The organism is Halorutilus salinus (genome assembly GCF_026242195.1).
Lineage (GTDB): Archaea > Halobacteriota > Halobacteria > Halobacteriales > Halorutilaceae > Halorutilus > Halorutilus salinus.
In genome coordinates, this window is the sequence record NZ_RKLV01000005.1 from 135,044 (window position 1) to 150,990 (window position 15,947).

The 15,947-nt window shown below is 62.5% G+C and carries 15 protein-coding genes; 10 read left to right on the top strand and 5 right to left on the bottom strand.

The features are described from left to right. Positions 1–20 precede the first annotated feature (20 nt). Positions 21–926 (top strand): ABC transporter substrate-binding protein, encoded by a 906-nt coding sequence (locus EGH25_RS06510; protein ID WP_266086877.1) that lies wholly within the window; start codon positions 21–23, stop codon positions 924–926. On the opposite strand, the gene EGH25_RS06515 is transcribed toward EGH25_RS06510, so the two are convergent. Beyond that, complete coding sequence (locus EGH25_RS06515) at positions 923–1,294, bottom strand: cupin domain-containing protein (protein WP_266086879.1); 372 nt, start codon at positions 1,292–1,294, stop codon at positions 923–925. The two genes, EGH25_RS06510 and EGH25_RS06515, sit on opposite strands and share 4 nt — an antisense overlap. An 81-nt stretch (positions 1,295–1,375) precedes the next feature. Here EGH25_RS06515 and mqnE point away from each other — a divergent pair, with 81 nt between their 5' ends. The 4 genes from mqnE to EGH25_RS06535 all read left to right on the top strand — a co-directional run bounded on the left by mqnE (position 1,376) and on the right by EGH25_RS06535 (position 6,406). After that, complete coding sequence (mqnE, locus tag EGH25_RS06520; RefSeq protein ID WP_266086881.1) at positions 1,376–2,506, top strand: aminofutalosine synthase MqnE; 1,131 nt, start codon at positions 1,376–1,378, stop codon at positions 2,504–2,506. Between the two features lie 2 nt (positions 2,507–2,508). Next, positions 2,509–3,849, top strand: a complete 1,341-nt coding sequence (locus EGH25_RS06525) for an NAD(P)/FAD-dependent oxidoreductase (protein ID WP_266086883.1) — start codon at positions 2,509–2,511, stop codon at positions 3,847–3,849. A 204-nt stretch (positions 3,850–4,053) separates the two neighbouring features. After that, positions 4,054–5,442 carry a phosphoribosylamine--glycine ligase gene (gene purD, locus EGH25_RS06530; RefSeq protein WP_266086885.1) on the top strand — a complete coding sequence of 463 codons (1,389 nt, stop codon included), beginning with the start codon at positions 4,054–4,056 and terminating at the stop codon, positions 5,440–5,442. A gap of 1 nt (position 5,443) precedes the next feature. Continuing rightward, entirely contained in the window at positions 5,444–6,406 is a 963-nt protein-coding gene (locus EGH25_RS06535) for a nucleotidyltransferase family protein (protein ID WP_266086888.1), read from the top strand. Here EGH25_RS06535 and EGH25_RS06540 read toward each other — a convergent pair. Further along, on the bottom strand, positions 6,393–7,049 hold the full coding sequence (locus tag EGH25_RS06540; protein ID WP_266086890.1) for a diphthine--ammonia ligase: 657 nt from the start codon (positions 7,047–7,049) through the stop codon (positions 6,393–6,395). The two genes, EGH25_RS06535 and EGH25_RS06540, sit on opposite strands and share 14 nt — an antisense overlap. After that, positions 7,046–7,315, bottom strand: a complete 270-nt coding sequence (locus tag EGH25_RS06545; protein WP_266086892.1) for a DUF357 domain-containing protein — start codon at positions 7,313–7,315, stop codon at positions 7,046–7,048. Before EGH25_RS06545 ends, EGH25_RS06540 begins: the two co-directional genes overlap by 4 nt. A gap of 97 nt (positions 7,316–7,412) precedes the next feature. Here EGH25_RS06545 and EGH25_RS06550 point away from each other — a divergent pair, with 97 nt between their 5' ends. Next, a complete protein-coding gene (locus EGH25_RS06550; RefSeq protein WP_266086894.1) occupies positions 7,413–7,892 on the top strand; it encodes an Hsp20/alpha crystallin family protein in 480 nt (159 codons plus the stop codon). Positions 7,893–8,013: 121 nt separating this feature from the next. Here EGH25_RS06550 and hmgA read toward each other — a convergent pair whose 3' ends face one another. Then, positions 8,014–9,219: a hydroxymethylglutaryl-CoA reductase (NADPH) gene (hmgA, locus tag EGH25_RS06555; protein WP_266086896.1), complete on the bottom strand. Its 1,206-nt coding sequence runs from the start codon at positions 9,217–9,219 to the stop codon at positions 8,014–8,016. 24 nt (positions 9,220–9,243) lie between these two features. After that, positions 9,244–10,731, bottom strand: a complete 1,488-nt coding sequence (gene gpmI / locus EGH25_RS06560; RefSeq protein ID WP_266086898.1) for a 2,3-bisphosphoglycerate-independent phosphoglycerate mutase — start codon at positions 10,729–10,731, stop codon at positions 9,244–9,246. Positions 10,732–10,845: 114 nt separating this feature from the next. On the opposite strand from gpmI, the gene EGH25_RS06565 reads away from it, so the two are divergent. From EGH25_RS06565 to EGH25_RS06580, 4 genes are read left to right on the top strand one after another with little or no spacing between them, the layout of a single operon-like run. After that, complete coding sequence (locus EGH25_RS06565; protein ID WP_266086900.1) at positions 10,846–13,371, top strand: beta-propeller domain-containing protein; 2,526 nt, start codon at positions 10,846–10,848, stop codon at positions 13,369–13,371. A 36-nt stretch (positions 13,372–13,407) separates the two neighbouring features. After that, entirely contained in the window at positions 13,408–14,004 is a 597-nt protein-coding gene (locus tag EGH25_RS06570; protein ID WP_266086902.1) for a hypothetical protein, read from the top strand. A 57-nt stretch (positions 14,005–14,061) separates the two neighbouring features. Beyond that, positions 14,062–15,024: an MBL fold metallo-hydrolase gene (locus tag EGH25_RS06575; protein WP_266086904.1), complete on the top strand. Its 963-nt coding sequence runs from the start codon at positions 14,062–14,064 to the stop codon at positions 15,022–15,024. A 25-nt stretch (positions 15,025–15,049) separates the two neighbouring features. Beyond that, on the top strand, positions 15,050–15,937 hold the full coding sequence (locus tag EGH25_RS06580) for an MBL fold metallo-hydrolase (RefSeq protein WP_266086906.1): 888 nt from the start codon (positions 15,050–15,052) through the stop codon (positions 15,935–15,937). Positions 15,938–15,947 lie beyond the last annotated feature (10 nt).

Consider the following 15,947-nt stretch of genomic DNA (forward strand, 5'->3'; position numbering starts at 1 on the left):
TCTCATCCCCGATTTTAACCATGAACGTTGTTTCGCTCCTACCCTCGGCAACAGAGATGGTGTACACCGTCGGTGCTGAACCCGTCGGTGTCTCACACGAATGCGACCATCCGCCCGACGCGCGCCGGAAGCCTTCGGTAACCTCGACGCGCGTCGACACCGAGGGAACGAGCGCCGAAATAAACGAGGGTGTCGCGGAAGAGAGTGACGGCGACGGCATCTACTCCGTGGACACCGGTACGCTCGATGAACTCGACCCCGACGTGGTTCTGACGCAGGAGGTCTGCGATGTCTGCGCAGTCGGAAACAGGACGGTCAGTGAAGCCGTCGAAGACATCGACGCGTCGCCGCGTGTCGTCTCCTTGCATTCACACACCGTCGACGGTGTTCTCGACGACATCCGCACCGTCGGTGAGGCTGTTGGACGGGAGGAGGAAGCCCAAGAAGCCGTCGCAAACCTCCGTGAGAGGCTCGACCGTCTACGCGAAAGAGCCGAACCGCTCCCCGACGAACGCACCGTCGTACTCGACTGGCTCGAACCACCGATGGTCGCGGGACACTGGGTACCCGAACTCGTCGAGACAGCGGGCGGTGACTACCCGCTCGCATCGCCCGGAGATGTCTCTACAGTCCGCGACTGGGACGAGATAATCGACACCGCACCCGAGACGCTCGTCGCCGCCCCGTGTGGTTTCGATCTGGCTCAGACGGTCGAGAACTTCGATGAGATAGCCGAACGCGACGGCTGGAGGGAGATACCCGCAGTCGAACGCGGGCGCGGTTACGCCGCCGACGGTAACGCCTACTTCAATCGTCCGGGACCGCGTCTCGTCGACACAGCCGAGGTTCTCGCGTGCTGTCTCCATCCCGACGAGTTCGGTAGCCCGCCCGCGGACACGGCGGCGGCACCTGTGCGTATACGTTAGGCGTCTTCGAGTATCACGCCGTCGTCCTTCACGGGCGGAGCACCGACGATGAAGACGCGCGAAGCCTCACGTGCGACGAGTCGGCGCGGTTCGTCGGGCGAGACGGAGACGAAGCCGCCTTCATCGACGACGAACGTATCCGCCTCATCCGCTTCACCGACCTCGAACCCGACTCTCCCTTCTACGACGTGGTAGATCTCCTCCTGTTCGCCCTGTCTGTGTCTGAATACGGCGTCGCCTTCGTCGAGAACCCAGAGGTTCGACCTCGTCTCTTCGGTTTGGAGATGGTAGCCTACGGGAAGAACCTCGGCGTCGGTGGCTTCGAGACCTGCAGGCTCTACCTCGTCGGCGTTGACCTTTCGGTACATACATGCTCTACGTCGACGGGCGGTGAATTACTTTCGGTCGTCTTCAGGAAGGTATTTGGGGAAAGAGAACGTATACAGAGTATGAAAGCCGTCCGCGACCCCCGTCTCGAACAGGTCGCCGAGAAGGTCGAGAACGGTGACCGTCTGACACGCGAAGACGGTGTCGCTCTGTACGAAACAGACGACCTGCTCGGTCTTGGACGTATCGCGGACGAAGCGAGACGTGAACGCGTCGGCGAAGAGGTCTACTTCTCTGTCAACAAGAAGCTATACCACACCAACGTATGCGCCCTTGACTGCGACTTCTGCGCATTCTACGAGAACCCCGGCGACGAAGACGCTGAGGAACGTACCCCCGAAGCGATGGCGGAGGAGGTCGCGGAGTACGCCGACGTAATCTCGTCGGTTCATATCGTAGGCGGTCAGCATCCGGCGTGGCAGATAGGCTACTTCGAGGATCTGTTTAGCGCAATAAAACGCGAGGCACCCGACGTACATATCAAGGCTCTGACCGCCTCCGAGATAGCGTGGATAGCCAAGCTAAGCGAACTCACCGTCGAGGAGGTACTCCGTAGACTCAACGACGCCGGACTCGACTCGATGCCCGGCGGAGGCGCTGAGATATTCGCCGAGGAGGTACGTGAGGAGATCTGCCCCAAGAAGGACTCCGCGGATCGCTGGCTCGACGTTCACAGAACGGCGCACTCGCTCGGCTTGAACACGAACGCCACTATGCTGTACGGACACGTCGAGGAAGCCGAACACCGCGTCGACCACCTACTACGCCTGCGCGACCTACAGGACGAGACGGGCGGCTTCCGGTGTTTCATACCCCTGTCGTACCAGATGGACAACAACGAACTCGGTGACCGTGTCGAGCACGGCGCGACGGGTAGGCTTGACCTCAAGACCATCGCGGTGGCGCGTCTACTCCTCGACAACTTCCGCGGTGTACGCGCCTACAGGATGGTGATTGGCGAGAAGCTATGTCAGGTGGGTCTCGACTACGGCGCGAACGACGTTGGCGGGTCGCTGATGGAGGAACGTATACAGAAGAAGGCGGGTAGCGGGACACGTCAGGACGTAGGACGATCCGAGATGGTTCATATGGTACGTGACGCAGGACGCGTTCCCGTAGAGCGCGATGAGATGTACGGTGTCGTCGAACGTTTCGACAGAAACGAAAACGAGACCGCCACCGCCGACGACTGACGATGGAGGGGTTCGATGTAGCGGTTGTCGGGGGCGGACCCGCCGGTTCATCGGCGGCGCGTGAGGCGGCGAAGACCGAGAACGTCGTCGTCTTTGAGAAGGGCGTACGCCGCGAAGACCGCGACGGTATAGGCGCGGACTCGACCGACGCCGCGGGCTTCCTCGACTACTGGTTCGAGGTCGCTGACTTCGACCCTGAGTTTCTCGAAGAGATGCCCGTCCTGCGCGAGATAGACCGCGCCGAGTTCATCGGTCCGACGGTCAGAACGAGTATGCGTGACACAGGTATCGACTCGTGGTACGACGGCTTCGGTGTAACCTTCGATCGCGTCGCCACCGACGATCTTCTGCGCGAACGCGCCGAGGAACGCGGTGCCGAGTACAGGATCGGCGGGACGGTACGCGGCGTGGAGACGCGGCGCACGACGGACGGTTTCGTTCACGAACTCACGGTTGCGGGAGGTGAGAACGTCCGCGCCGACTACCTCGTTCTCGCTGACGGACCGTCGAGGCGCGTTACGCTACCGACGCTCGCGCAGTTCGGTGATACAGGCGTCAAGGACGCTCTTAACCCCGCGGAGGCGAACCATATCGCGTATCAAGAGCACAGGCGTTTCCCCGACGAACTGTTCGAGGACGACGTACTGCGTTTCTGGTGGGGTGCCATACCCGGCGAGACGGCGTACCCGTGGTACTTCCCCAACGACGGTAACGTCGCACGCGTCGGCGTCACTGTGCCACGCGACGTGGCGGTTGACGACGGCGACGCGTACGCCCTCCTCAACGACGACGAAACAGCCAAGCCGAGCGAGTACGTCCACCGTCTCTTGGAGAACGAGTACCCGGAGTACGGATTAGACGACTTCCCTTTAGTCGAGAACCGCGGTAAGGACGGTGGTGTCGAAAGCTACCCTATATCCTCGGCGTCCCCTATCGAGTCACCGACACGCGCCGGCGTCCTCGTCACGGGCGGCGCGATGGGTACGACGAGCGCCTTCCACGAGGGCGGATACCATCTCGCCGTACGGACGGGAAAGATAGCCGGACGCGTAATCGCCGAGGACCGCGTCACGGAGTACAACGACGACTGGCGCGAAGCCGTCGGCGACGAGGTGTCACGTAACGTCGGCTTGTCACGTCTCGTGAGCGGGTACACCCCCGACGACTGGGACACGATCATCGGACACGCGAAGGCGGCGCTTGAAGGCGGCTGGCTGAAACGCCTCCGACACGTCCCCGCTATACTCCTTCTCCAGCGCAGGTATTCGCGTCTGCGTTCCGACTACGTCGCCGTACATGAGGAGGAGTACGAACCGGGTTCGGTTCCAATGGCGACGAAGTAGACGACGCCTATACCGCCCACGGTGGGTCGAGGTGAAAGCCGCTGTCGGTGAGACGGCGTACCGACGAGGAATGCCGTAGGACGGAACACTCAACCCTACGGCGGTCAGGTCACCGACGGAAGCGGGGAGGTGACGGAGAGAGCTACGCCCCGCGTTCCTAACTTCTTACGGGAGGTTTTTATCCCCTGCAACGTAGTTACGCGTATGAAGGTACTCGTGATCGGCTCAGGAGGTAGGGAGCACGCGATAACACGTGCGCTCGCCGCGTCCGATGTCGTCGAAGAGGTACACGCCGCAGTCTCTAACCGAAATCCGGGAATCGTCGAACTCGCCGACTCCGTACGAGAACTCGATACCAACTCGCCGGACGAGGTCGTGGGGTATGCAAACGAGGCGGATGTTAGCTACGCCGTCGTCGGTCCCGAAGCCCCTCTCGAAGCGGGCGTCGTCGACGCTCTCGAAGAAGCGGGCGTCTACGGCTTCGGTCCGCGCGCCGCCGACGCACGTATAGAGACCGACAAGGCGTGGGCGCGGCGTTTCATGGGCGAGAACGGCGTAGACGGCACGCCCGACTTCGAGGTCTTTGACGACGCCGACGAGACGGCGGAGTACGTCGTCGCACAGGACGACGACGTCGCTGTCAAGCCCCACGGTCTGACGGGCGGAAAGGGCGTACGCGTCACGGGCGACCAGATGACACACGACGAAGCCGCCGAGTACGTCCGCGACAGCGACTGGGACGACTGGGTTGTTGAAGAACGTCTCGTGGGCGAGGAGTTCACGTTACAGGCGTTCGTGGCGAACGGTGAGATACGTCCCTCGCCCGCCGTACAGGATCACAAACGCGCCTACGAGGGCGACGAGGGTCCGAACACGGGCGGTATGGGTAGCTACAACGACGCCGGACGCCTGCTTCCGTTCATGGACGAGGAAGAGTACGACGACGCCCTCGGTATCATGGAACAGGTCGTCGAAGGTCTCGACGACTACCGCGGCGTCCTTTACGGACAGTTCATGCTGACCGACGAGGGTCCAAAGGTCGTCGAGTTCAACGCGCGTTTCGGCGACCCCGAAGCTATGAACGTCCTGCCCTTGCTCGAAACCGACTTCGGCGAACTCGTACGCGGCGCGAGCGAAGGCGAGATGCCGCCGGTTACGTTCGCCGAACGTGCGACCGTCTGTAAGTATATCGTTCCCGACGGCTATCCGACCGACCCGGAGGCGGGAGCTGAGATAGATATCGACGTAGAGGGCGACGACGGTACGCTCGTCTTCTACGCGAGCGTTGATGGGCGAAGCCCATCCGCAGGTCAGAACACAGGAGGTTCTGACGACGTTGATGAGCGAAGCCCATCCGCAGGTCAGAACACAGGAGGTTCTGACGACGTTGACGCGCGTGACGGGAAGCTGTACACCACCACGTCGCGCGCCGTCGCCGTCGTCGGACTGGGCGACACCATCTCGGAGGCTGAGGAGCGCGCAGAGACGGCGCTCGACGACGTTGGCGAAGGTCTCCGAGTCAGGCACGACATAGGGAAGCCCGACGTCGTACAGAAACGCGTCGACCATATCCGGGAACTGCGGGGTGAGTGAGATGGAAGCCGTCGTCCTCGCCGGAGGCTACGCGACACGTCTCTGGCCCATAACACGACACCGCGCGAAGCCCCTCCTTCCGCTCGCGGGCGAACCGATCATAGACCGTATACTCCGCCCGCTCGACGAAGAGCCGCGGATTGAGACGGTCTACGTCAGCACCAACCAACGTTTCGCCGACGACTTCCGCGAGCATCTCGACGACCGTGGCTACGAAAAGACGCGTCTCGTTGTCGAACCGACGCGCGACGAGGACGAGAAGCTTGGCACGGTCGGTGCGCTCGCAGAACTCATCGACTCCGAGGAAGTCAACGAGGATCTTCTCGTCGTCGCGGGCGACAACCTGTTCTCGTTCGACCTCTCGGAGTTCGTCGACTACTTCGACGAACGCGGAACACCGTGCCTCGCGGCGTACGACGTCGGTTCGCGCGACGAGGCTACGGAGTACGGTATCGTGGATATCGACGGCGACCGAGTCGTCGGCTTTGAGGAAAAGCCCGACGACCCGCCGAGTTCCCTCGTCTCCATCGCGTGCTACGCCTTCCCCGCGGACTCACTCGGTGCTCTCGACGACTACCTCGCGGGCGACGGAAACCCCGACGCCCCCGGATACTTCGTAGAGTGGCTTCACGACCGCGAGAACGTCGGCGCGTTCACGTTCGACGGCGGTTGGTTCGACGTGGGCACGCCGGGGTCGTACATCGATGCGAACGCACACGCGATGGACGGAAGCCGTATCGAGGACGGCGCGACCGTCGAGGACACCGATGTGGGCGAAGACGTCTACGTGATGGAGGGGGCGACTGTCGCCGACTCGTCCCTCGAAAGTACGGTCGTCTTCAACGACGCCACCGTACGTGACTGCACACTCCGGGGTTCCGTCGTCGACTCCGACGCATACGTCGAGGATCTCGACCTAAGCGGCGCTCTCGTCGGCTCTCATACGCATATCAACGGACGGTAGCCTCGACGACGCGCAGAGAGCCGCGGACGCCGTCCCAGTCCTTCTCCCAGTCGAGTTCGAGGCTTCCCTCCATATGCGGTCCGGCGACCGCGAGCGTCTCGAACTCGCCGCCCTCCCCCATCGGATGCACACCCTTCTCATCGCGTAACGCGAGAAGCTCGTCGACAGCCGACTCGTCGACCGTACGTCCGAGCCACGATGCATCGAGACCGTCGGCGGCTACGGCGGTTATTACTACCTCGAACTCGTCGACGACACGCCGCAGACCCTCCTCAGGATCGACGCCCCAGAGCGGGGCGTAGACCTCGACACCGAACTCCTCGGCGACGGTTTCGACGCGCGAACGCTGGTACTCGCTCGCAACCGCGCCGACTGAGACAACGTCGGGTTCGAGATCCGCGAATGCTTCAGCCAACGGCTCCATCTCGTCGTCGTCCTCGGTATAGACGGCGTGCTCCTTACACCCAGCCTCGGCTATGAGCGAGGTTAGCTCTACGGCGGGGACGTGGTACATCTTCGAGGCTTCGCGCGCCTCAACGGTCACGACCGTCTCTACGCCGAACTCCTCGTCCGCACGCGCGAGGGCGTACGACGAGTCTTTCCCTCCCGAAAACAGCGCGATGGCTTCCTTAGCCTCGCTCATGCGGCGAAAAGCTCCTCGTGCTCTGCGTCGGTCTCGTAGAATCCCATACGCATCCCGGCGTCGAGCCACGCGTGCCCGTACGAGAAAGCCGCGAGCGCGTTCACCTCGTCACCTTCGTCGAGAAACCGGCGTCCGTCTTCGAGATACGACTCCGCCTGCCGTAGGAAGCCGTCCGCCTCGTCGGAGTCGTCGACGACCTCAACCGCACCGACGGCGTCGGCGAGCATACGTCCGTATCTCGAAGCCTTCTCGGATAGCTCTGCCATACCGTAAAACGGTCGCCGGGTTACTTTACGGTTCTGAGAACGTCGCGCATCCACGAAAGACAGGGTTATATGTCTGTATCCCTAACTTACAGTTAGCATGACACGAAGAGACGATTCTTTCGACGACGACAACTTCGACGATATCTTCGAAGAGATGTTCGAACAGATGAACGAGATGATGAAGAACATGGGTGCGCAGGGTGGCTTCGGAGGCTTCCGTATGACGCGCGGACCCGGCGAGGAGCCGAACTTCGAGAGCTTCGGCGACGCAAACCCGTTCGGCGAGGGTGGTTTCGAGGACACGGGTACGCACGTCGACGTTCTCGACGAGGGAGACGAGGTGCGCGTTGTCGCCGACCTCCCCGGTGTGGAGAAGGACGAGATACACGTCGCTGTGTCGGGCGACAAGCTCAAGATACGCGCGTCCGGGGACGAGCGTGGGTACGACGAACGCGTCAGTCTTCCCGCGGAAGTTGACGACGAGACGGGCGAAGCGACGTACAACAACGGTGTCCTTGAGATACTGTTCAAAAAGATCGACGACACGGAAAACGATAAGGAGATTGAGATAGAGTGACGGGCATGGAAGAGCTACCCGACCCGCGCGGCACGCTGACGCAGGAAGAGCAGGAACGGCTACGCGAAGCGTTCGACGAATGGCTCATAGAGACGGAAGGCGTCACGCCCCACGTGGCGAGTTAGGCGTCTCTTCCTAAACGCGTATGCGCCTCTTCGAGATGCCGGGACGCGAGCGCCGCGTGTAAGCTTAGCTCCCCCGCGAGTACGCCGCCCGCGACGACCTCGGCGAGTTCGCGCGCGTTCGCACCCGCCGGTTCGCCTCCACCCGCGACGCCGAGTAGTTCGAGAGCCTCGTTCTGCGTCGGTAGACGCGTTCCGCCGCCGACGGTTCCGACTTCGACCGCCGGGACGGTCGTCGATACGTAAAGGTCGCCGTCGCGCACCGAAGCCGTGGTGTACGCCGACGAGCCTTCGACGACCTGTGCGGGATCCTGTCCGGTGGCGACGTAGACGGCTGAGAGGACGTTGGCGGCGTGTGCGTTTGCACCGAGCGTTCCCGCACGTGCGCTACCGACGAGTGTCTTACGTTCGTTGACTTCTGCGACGGCTTCGGGCGTCGTCTTCAGCTTCTCACGGACGACCTCACGCGGTAGGAGTACGTCAGCGGCTACCGTACGTCCCCGCCCTTCGACGGCGTTTATAGCCGCCGGCTTCTTGTCGGCACAGACGTTTCCCGAAAGGGCGACGAGTTCGGCGTCGGTTTCGTCTTCGACCACCTCGGAAGCCGCGCGCGTCGCCACCGTAGCCATGTTCATCCCCATAGCGTCGCCCGTCGAGTACGTGAAACGTACGTAGACGTTGTCGCCCGCGACGTACGGCTCGGCGTCTGTGAGTTCTCCGTGTCCCGTGGTCTCCGACGCTGAGTCACGGAGCGCGTCGAAGTTTTCGGCGAGCCAGTCAGTGAGTTCCGCGGCGGCGTCGACACCGGAGACACGGAAGACGGGTGCGCGCGTCATACCGTCTTTCAGGACGCGCGCCGTTGCTCCGCCCGCCTCGGTTATCGCCGAACATCCCCGGTTCGTCGATGCGACGAGAGCGCCTTCCGTCGTCGCCATAGGCAGACGGTACTCACCCGACGCGTACCCCCCTTTGACGCCGAGAGGACCCGCGACGCCCAACGGTATACGTGTCGCGCCGACTGCGTTCTCGACGTTCGTCGCCGCCTCCTGTGCATCGTGTACCTCTCCCATCTCGTCGAGCGTCACGCCTTCTAAATCGGCGACGTACCGTCGGCGCGCGTCGGCGGCTTCGTCAGGAGGGAGTTCGTCCTCAAGCTCATGCAGTGCGAGTTCTCCGTCGCGTAGACGTTCGACGGCGTCTTCCATGCCGTAAGTCGTACCGCCGTGTAATTACGCCTTCCGGTGAACGAGGGGTTCACCCGTCATCTCGTCGGGCTTCTCTATACCCAACAGAGACAGAACCGTCGGCGCTATATCGCGTAGCTCGCCGTCCTCCGCTTCGCCCTCTCCGTCGACATGTATGAACGGCGCGGAGCTGAACGTATGCGCCGTATGCGGCTCCTCCGGCGTCCCCATCTCTTCGGCGTTCCCGTGATCCGCCGTCACGATGACCTCCGCGCCCTCGTCGCGTAGTGCTTCGACGAGCCTTCCTGCACAGTCGTCGACCACCTCGCAAGCCTCCACCGCCGCGTCGTAGTCGCCCGTATGACCTACCATGTCAGGGTTTGCGTAGTTGATAACGATAACGTCGTGTTCGCCGACCGCCCCGACGGCGCGTTGGGTGACCTCGTACGCCGACATCTCAGGCTTTTCGTCGTACGTCGGCACGTCGGGCGAGGGTACGATCCGGCGCGTCTCGCCCTCGAACTCGTCCTCGCGCCCCCCGTTGAGGAAGTAGGTGACGTGTGCGTACTTCTCCGTCTCTGCGATACGGAGCTGTGTCAGACCCGCGTCGGAGACAACACGTCCGAGTACGTTCGCGGGCTTTTCGGCGGGATACGCCACGGGAAGGTCGTACCCTTCGTCGTAGGATGTCATCGTAGCAAACTCTACGTCGAGTTCCTTGTCGCCCTCCCACTCCGGCTCTATACCGTTCACCATACGTGTCATCTGGCGCGCACGGTCGCCGCGGAAGTTGAAGAAGAAGACGGAGTCACCGTCTTCGAGCGCCGGAGCCTCGTCGATAACCGTCGGCTCCACGAACTCGTCCGTCTCACCGCGTTCGTAGGCGGTCTCAACAGCCTCGACGGGATCGGATGCGCCCCGACCCTCACGGTTCACGATCGCGTCGTACGCGGTGCGCGTGCGCTCCCAGTTCTCGTCGCGGTCCATCGCATAGTACCGTCCCGAAACGGTGGCGACGGTTGCGCCCGTCTCATCCACCTTCCCCACGAGGTCACGTACGTAGCCGACGGCGCTCTTAGGCGGTGTGTCACGTCCGTCAAGGAATGCGTGGACGACGGTTTCGTCGCCGCGTCCCCTCTCGTCGGCGAGTTCGAGAAGCGCGTGCAGATGGCGTTGCGCCGAATGTACACCGCCGTCGCTCACCAGCCCCATGAGATGGAGACGGTCGCCCGACGCGACGGCGTTGACGAGTACGTCTTTTTCGAAGAAGGAGCCGTCGTCGATACCGTCGTCTATACGCGCGAGCGGCTGTTTGACTATACGTCCCGCACCGATGTTGAGATGTCCGACCTCGCTGTTACCCATCTGTCCCTCGACGAGACCGACCGAGCGCCCGTGGGTACGGAGCGAAGACGTCGCGCCCTGTTCACGCCACCGGTCGTAGTTAGGCGTGTCAGCGTCCGCGACGGAGTTCCCTTTTCCTCCGTCACGTTCGCCCCATCCGTCGAGTATAACTAACGCGGCTTTGGTCACGCACCGCGGTACGTACGTTGCCGGATTAAGGCTGTCGTTCGGTTCCCGGCGGTAACTGAAACGCGGGTTTTAGTCTACGTAAGGCATAATACGATAGCTTTTCTATCCGTACATATGCAAAAAACGTCGGTAGTCCTCGTCCTCCTCGTCGCAGTCGTCACCGTAACGGCTGTCGGTGTCATACTGACCGACAGCGGGGAAGCCGAACCCCGAACGTCCGTTTCGACGTTCTCGTCCGCAGAGGAGTTCAGAACGCACCTCGCGTCCGCGCAGACGGATGATGGCGTAAACCTCCGCCAGCCGGTGCGTGACACGGGACGCGACCCGAACGTGGAACGTATACAACAGCTTACGCGTGAGCTTCGGACGGTCACCGAACGGATAGAGGAGACGGAGCGGGGTATAGGGGAAGGTGAATTAAACAGGTCTGAGGCTGAGGATGAACTCGCGACGCTTGAACAGAGAAGATCACAGATCCGAGACGCACTCGAAGAGCAGAGGGAACAGGTTAACGAAACGGTGGATGCGGGCGAGCGGGCGAGCGCATCCGTGGCGACCGACGCTGAGGGCGGTGGGGGCGGCGCTGTGTCGGTCAGCCGCGAGTCGGACACCAACGTACAGGTCGCGGGGATAGACGAACCCGATATACTCAAGACGGGCGGTGGACGACTGTTCTACTCAGGCGGGGGCGAGACGAAGGTTATCGACGCACTACCGCCGTCGGATATGTCGGTGTCCGCGAACCTGTCGGGCGCGGGTGAGATGCTCCATGAGGACGGAAGGCTCGTCTCCCTAAGAGAGGACGAGATAGTCGGGTACGGTGTCGACGGAACGCCCGAACGCGACTGGACGGCTTCGCTAAACTCGTCCGTCTTCGAGGCACGTCTCCACAACGGCACCGTCTACGCCGTCCTTTCGGACGGTGTCGACCGCGACGAACCGTGCCCTATACGCCCCATGTCAGCCCCGAACCGTGATGTCGTCGTTCCGTGCGAGGATATACACAGACCCGACGAACCGACGAACGTCGACACGACATACACCGTCGTCGCACTCGACGCGTCCGACGGTGATGTCGTTGACCGCACGTCCTTCGTAGGCTCCGCGGCGGAGTCGGTCGTCTACGTCTCGCGCGACGCCGTCTACGTCACGTACACGCGTTCGGACAGCGAGGCGGACGTTCTACTTGACTTCGCCCTATCCGACGGACGCGATATCTTCAACGACGCAACGCTCGAACGTTTCGAACGTCTCGACGGGTACGAACTCTCCGACCGTGCGAAACGCGTCGAACTCGAATCTATAATCGAAGACTGGCGCGGGTCGCTCGACGGCGACGAACGCATAGAGGCGCGTAACGAACTCGAAAACCGGATGCGCGAGTACGTCGATCGGAACCTGCGCGACTTCGAGACGACACAGATCGTCCGCGTGAACACCGACACGTTCGGGATCGACGCGACGGGTTCGGTTCCGGGCGTTCCGCTCAACCAGTTCGCGCTCGACGAACACGACGGTGAACTACGTGTCGCCACGACGGTCGGCGAGTCGGTTTCGCTCTCGTCCGTAGGGTCGGAGAACGACGTCTACGTCCTCAACGAGAACCTCGAACGGACGGTGTCGGCGCAGGGCATGGGTGAAGGTCAACGCGTCTACTCCGTCCGTTTCACCGGCGACACGGGGTACGTCGTAACTTACAGACAGATCGATCCGTTCTACGTCCTCGACCTTTCGGACCCGTCGAACCCGACGATCGAGGGCGAACTCAAGCTTCCCGGTTATTCGTCCTACCTCCATCCGCTCGGAAACGACCGCGTTCTGGGTATCGGCGAGGAGAACGGACGCGTCAAGGCTGTCGTCTTCGGTGTCTCCGACCCTACCGATCCGACTGTACACGACGACTACATCCTCGACGAGTACTCGTCCGCGGCGGTCGAAAACCACCGCGCCTTCCTACACGATGAGCGCCACGGCGTCTTCTTCCTGCCGGGTTCGCGCGGCGGTTACGTCTTCTCGTACGACGACGGTCTCGAACTCGAAAAGGCGGTCAACGTCACGGATGCGAAACGCGCCGCCTACATCAACGACTACATGTACGTCGTCTCTGACCACGAGGTCGTCGCCCTCGACGAGAACGACTGGACGCGTACCGGACGTGTCGAGATAGGTGACCGTGTCCCACAGCCGTACCCGCGGCGTCCCGTCGAGCCTATGCCGCAACCGACGCCGACGCCTGACGTTGAGAGGGAAAGCGGTGCGAGCGGTGACGGTGTTTCCGCACCGACGGTCGGTCAGGACGGTGAGGCGACCAGCCTCACAGGACGGGAAGATGTGACCGTCGAAGTTGGTGCGGGCGCACAGGGCTTCAGGTTCGAACCCGCCGACATCGTTGTAGACGAGGGCACGACCGTACGGTGGGTCTGGAACGGACGCGGCGGACAGCACAACGTCGTCGAGTCCGACGGCGAGCAACCTCTCGGAAAGCCGTCCTTTGGGAGCGAACTCGCCGACGGCGAGAACGAGTTCACGCATACCTTCGGCGAACCGGGTAGCTACGACTACGTCTGTGCGCCTCACATCGCTCAGGGAATGGTCGGTACCGTCGAGGTCGTCGAGAACGGCGGTAACTCGTCGGCGTAACGTAGCGCATTTGATACGCGGCGACGCCTGTTCCCCATGCGAATAGACGCCGACTTTGTTGAAAAGTACCTCGAACTCTACGACGAGACACAGGGCGTCCTGCCCGAACGTCTCGAAGGCTTCGGCGAGACGTACCGCGAACAAGGGCATCTGACACAGGACGACCTGTACGAGATAGCGTACGAGTCGTCGACACGTAGCGCGCACCACGTACGGCGCAACCCGCCCGAGTTATGCGTCGAGGTTACCGAGAACGTCCTCGCTCTCGAAGACGAGGGCGACGACTTCTCACAGATCGCCCTCGTTTCGGCGCTCCACGGCTTCAAAGCCGCGACGGCGTCGTGTGTCACCGCGGCGCTCGCACCCGAAAGGCATGCCGTCGTCGATACGCGCGTCCGGGCTTCGCTCGAACGCGCGGGACGCCTCAACGGTGGGAAGGAGACGTCCGACGTTCGTGAATCGGGAGATTCACGAGCCAGCGAGGACTCAAAGAGTCCTCGTGACGCCTTCGACTACTGTAAGATGGTGGACGAGATACGTCGTATCGCGGATAAGACGGGGTACGCGCCCGTCGACGTTGGATACGCCCTTTTCGCCTATGACTACGACGTGCGCGAAGGAACACTACATTAAGCCGATCCGAGCCGCGAACCACAACCGGTTTGTCAACCACCCGCATACGCCGAACCGATGGAAGCCGACGACGTCCACCGTCTCGATCTCAGCATGGAGTGGAAACCCGGTCAGGTCGCCGTCTACCTCGTCGAAGGAACCGACGGAGCCGTTCTGATCGACGCCGGGGTTGCGACCGACGAAGGCGTCGACGAACTCCGTTCTGAGGTCGAGGCGGTGGGCTACGGATTCGCTGATATAGAAGCCGTTCTGGTCACCCATCCCCATCTCGACCACGACGGCGGTGTCCGTGCGCTCGCCGACGGGTCGGACGCGACCGTCTACGCGTACGAGACGGTCCAACGTTCCCTGAGAGCCGACGACGACCCCGAACGTATACGTTCTAACGTACACGAGGCGGGCATGCGCGGCGACGCCGTCGACGAGGCGCTCGAACGTTGGCTCGACAGCGTCCGCGAAAACCGCGAGTACCTACAGCCCGACTCCATCGACGTACTCGTCTCCGACGGCGAAACATTCGAAGCCGGCGGCGAAACATTCGAGGCTGTCCACACGCCGGGACACCAGCGCGACCACGTCTGCTACGTCTCAGAAGGCTTCGTCTTCGCTGGCGACGCCGTCGCCGAGTCGTTCCGTCCTGTCATCTACCACTCCGGATTCGACGACGGGATGTGGGAGGCTGTCGAGGCGTCCCACCGAACACTCGACCGTCTCGGTTCGCGCGCCCCTGAGGTCGACCGTGTCTTTCCGGGACACGGTGCCGTATTCACCGACCTCGCCGACGCCGTCGAAGGCGCGCGTACGAGCCTCGATGCGCTCGTTGAGGATGTCCACGCACAGGTCGAGGCGCTCGAATCACCGACAGTCCTCGACGTCACCCTCGCGCGGAAGAAGCCCGGACACGAGGTCGGCTACGTGATCTTCGACAACCTCGGAGCACTCGGCTACCTCGACGCCGCGGGGCGCGTAGAGTCGCGCCTCGACGACGGACGCCGGCGTTTCGAGGTAACGGAAGCCTGATACGCGGTCACCCCCTGTTTACAGTATGCCGGAACACGTCGAAGGCTCCGACGGCGTCTACGTCGTCGACACACTCATGTTCGGTATCGAGGAACAGACGGCGGCTTTCGTAATCGACGCCGACCGTCCCGTCGTCGTCGACACGGGACTCGAATCCGACGCCGGACGCGTCGTCGAGGCTGTCGACGAGATAGGTATCGACCGCGAGGATATTGAGTACGTCATCGTTACACATGTCCATCTCGACCACGCGGGAGGCGTCGGTACCGTCGCAGAAGCGTTCCCGAACGCCACAGTCGTCGTCCACGACCGTGGAGTCAAGTACCTCACCGACGAACGGAGCGCCGACCGTCTCGTAGAGAAGGTACACGAGGCGGTCGGCTCCCTTGCCGACGCGTACGGCGGTATCGAGACGGTCGACCCCGGACGCGTCGTCGGCGTCTCACCGCCCGACTCGCTCGATCTCGGCGACCGTACAGTCGAACTCGTAAAGGCGGAGGGTCACGCTCCCCATCATTTCGCACTCTACGAAGACGCGTCGCGCTCTCTCTTCGTGGTCGACGAGGGCTGTGCGTACATCGACGGGCGCGAGCTACCCACGACACCTCCGCCCGACTTCGATCTCGAAACGACGCTCGAAAGCTTCGAACGTTTCGAGGGCTACGACGTCGACGCGCTCCTGTACGGACATTACGGCGTCAACCACGACGGTGGCGACGCGGTAAGCCGTCACCGCGAGGCGCTCACCGACTGGGTCGAAGAGATACGCACAGCCGACGAGGAACACGACGGTACCGACGACATCATCAGCGCCGTCGTCGGTAACCATCCCGAAGCCGCCTCCGACGGGGTAACGCGTCAAGTGATGGAGCGCGATGTCCGTGGCGTTCTCGGCTACCTCGACGCCACGTGACGCGTCGGTT

What these genes read in the sequence shown, in the direction of transcription:
- EGH25_RS06570 (WP_266086902.1), top strand. Translation starts at nt 13,408, where the DNA reads ATGCGAATAGACGCCGACTTTGTTGAAAAGTACCTCGAACTCTACGAC.
- hmgA (WP_266086896.1), bottom strand. Translation starts at nt 9,219, where the DNA reads ATGGAAGACGCCGTCGAACGTCTACGCGACGGAGAACTCGCACTGCAT.
- EGH25_RS06525 (WP_266086883.1), top strand. Translation starts at nt 2,509, where the DNA reads ATGGAGGGGTTCGATGTAGCGGTTGTCGGGGGCGGACCCGCCGGTTCA.
- EGH25_RS06535 (WP_266086888.1), top strand. Translation starts at nt 5,444, where the DNA reads ATGGAAGCCGTCGTCCTCGCCGGAGGCTACGCGACACGTCTCTGGCCC.
- purD (WP_266086885.1), top strand. Translation starts at nt 4,054, where the DNA reads ATGAAGGTACTCGTGATCGGCTCAGGAGGTAGGGAGCACGCGATAACA.
- EGH25_RS06575 (WP_266086904.1), top strand. Translation starts at nt 14,062, where the DNA reads ATGGAAGCCGACGACGTCCACCGTCTCGATCTCAGCATGGAGTGGAAA.
- EGH25_RS06550 (WP_266086894.1), top strand. Translation starts at nt 7,413, where the DNA reads ATGACACGAAGAGACGATTCTTTCGACGACGACAACTTCGACGATATC.
- EGH25_RS06545 (WP_266086892.1), bottom strand. Translation starts at nt 7,315, where the DNA reads ATGGCAGAGCTATCCGAGAAGGCTTCGAGATACGGACGTATGCTCGCC.
- EGH25_RS06510 (WP_266086877.1), top strand. Translation starts at nt 21, where the DNA reads ATGAACGTTGTTTCGCTCCTACCCTCGGCAACAGAGATGGTGTACACC.
- EGH25_RS06540 (WP_266086890.1), bottom strand. Translation starts at nt 7,049, where the DNA reads ATGAGCGAGGCTAAGGAAGCCATCGCGCTGTTTTCGGGAGGGAAAGAC.
- EGH25_RS06580 (WP_266086906.1), top strand. Translation starts at nt 15,050, where the DNA reads ATGCCGGAACACGTCGAAGGCTCCGACGGCGTCTACGTCGTCGACACA.
- mqnE (WP_266086881.1), top strand. Translation starts at nt 1,376, where the DNA reads ATGAAAGCCGTCCGCGACCCCCGTCTCGAACAGGTCGCCGAGAAGGTC.
- EGH25_RS06515 (WP_266086879.1), bottom strand. Translation starts at nt 1,294, where the DNA reads ATGTACCGAAAGGTCAACGCCGACGAGGTAGAGCCTGCAGGTCTCGAA.
- EGH25_RS06565 (WP_266086900.1), top strand. Translation starts at nt 10,846, where the DNA reads ATGCAAAAAACGTCGGTAGTCCTCGTCCTCCTCGTCGCAGTCGTCACC.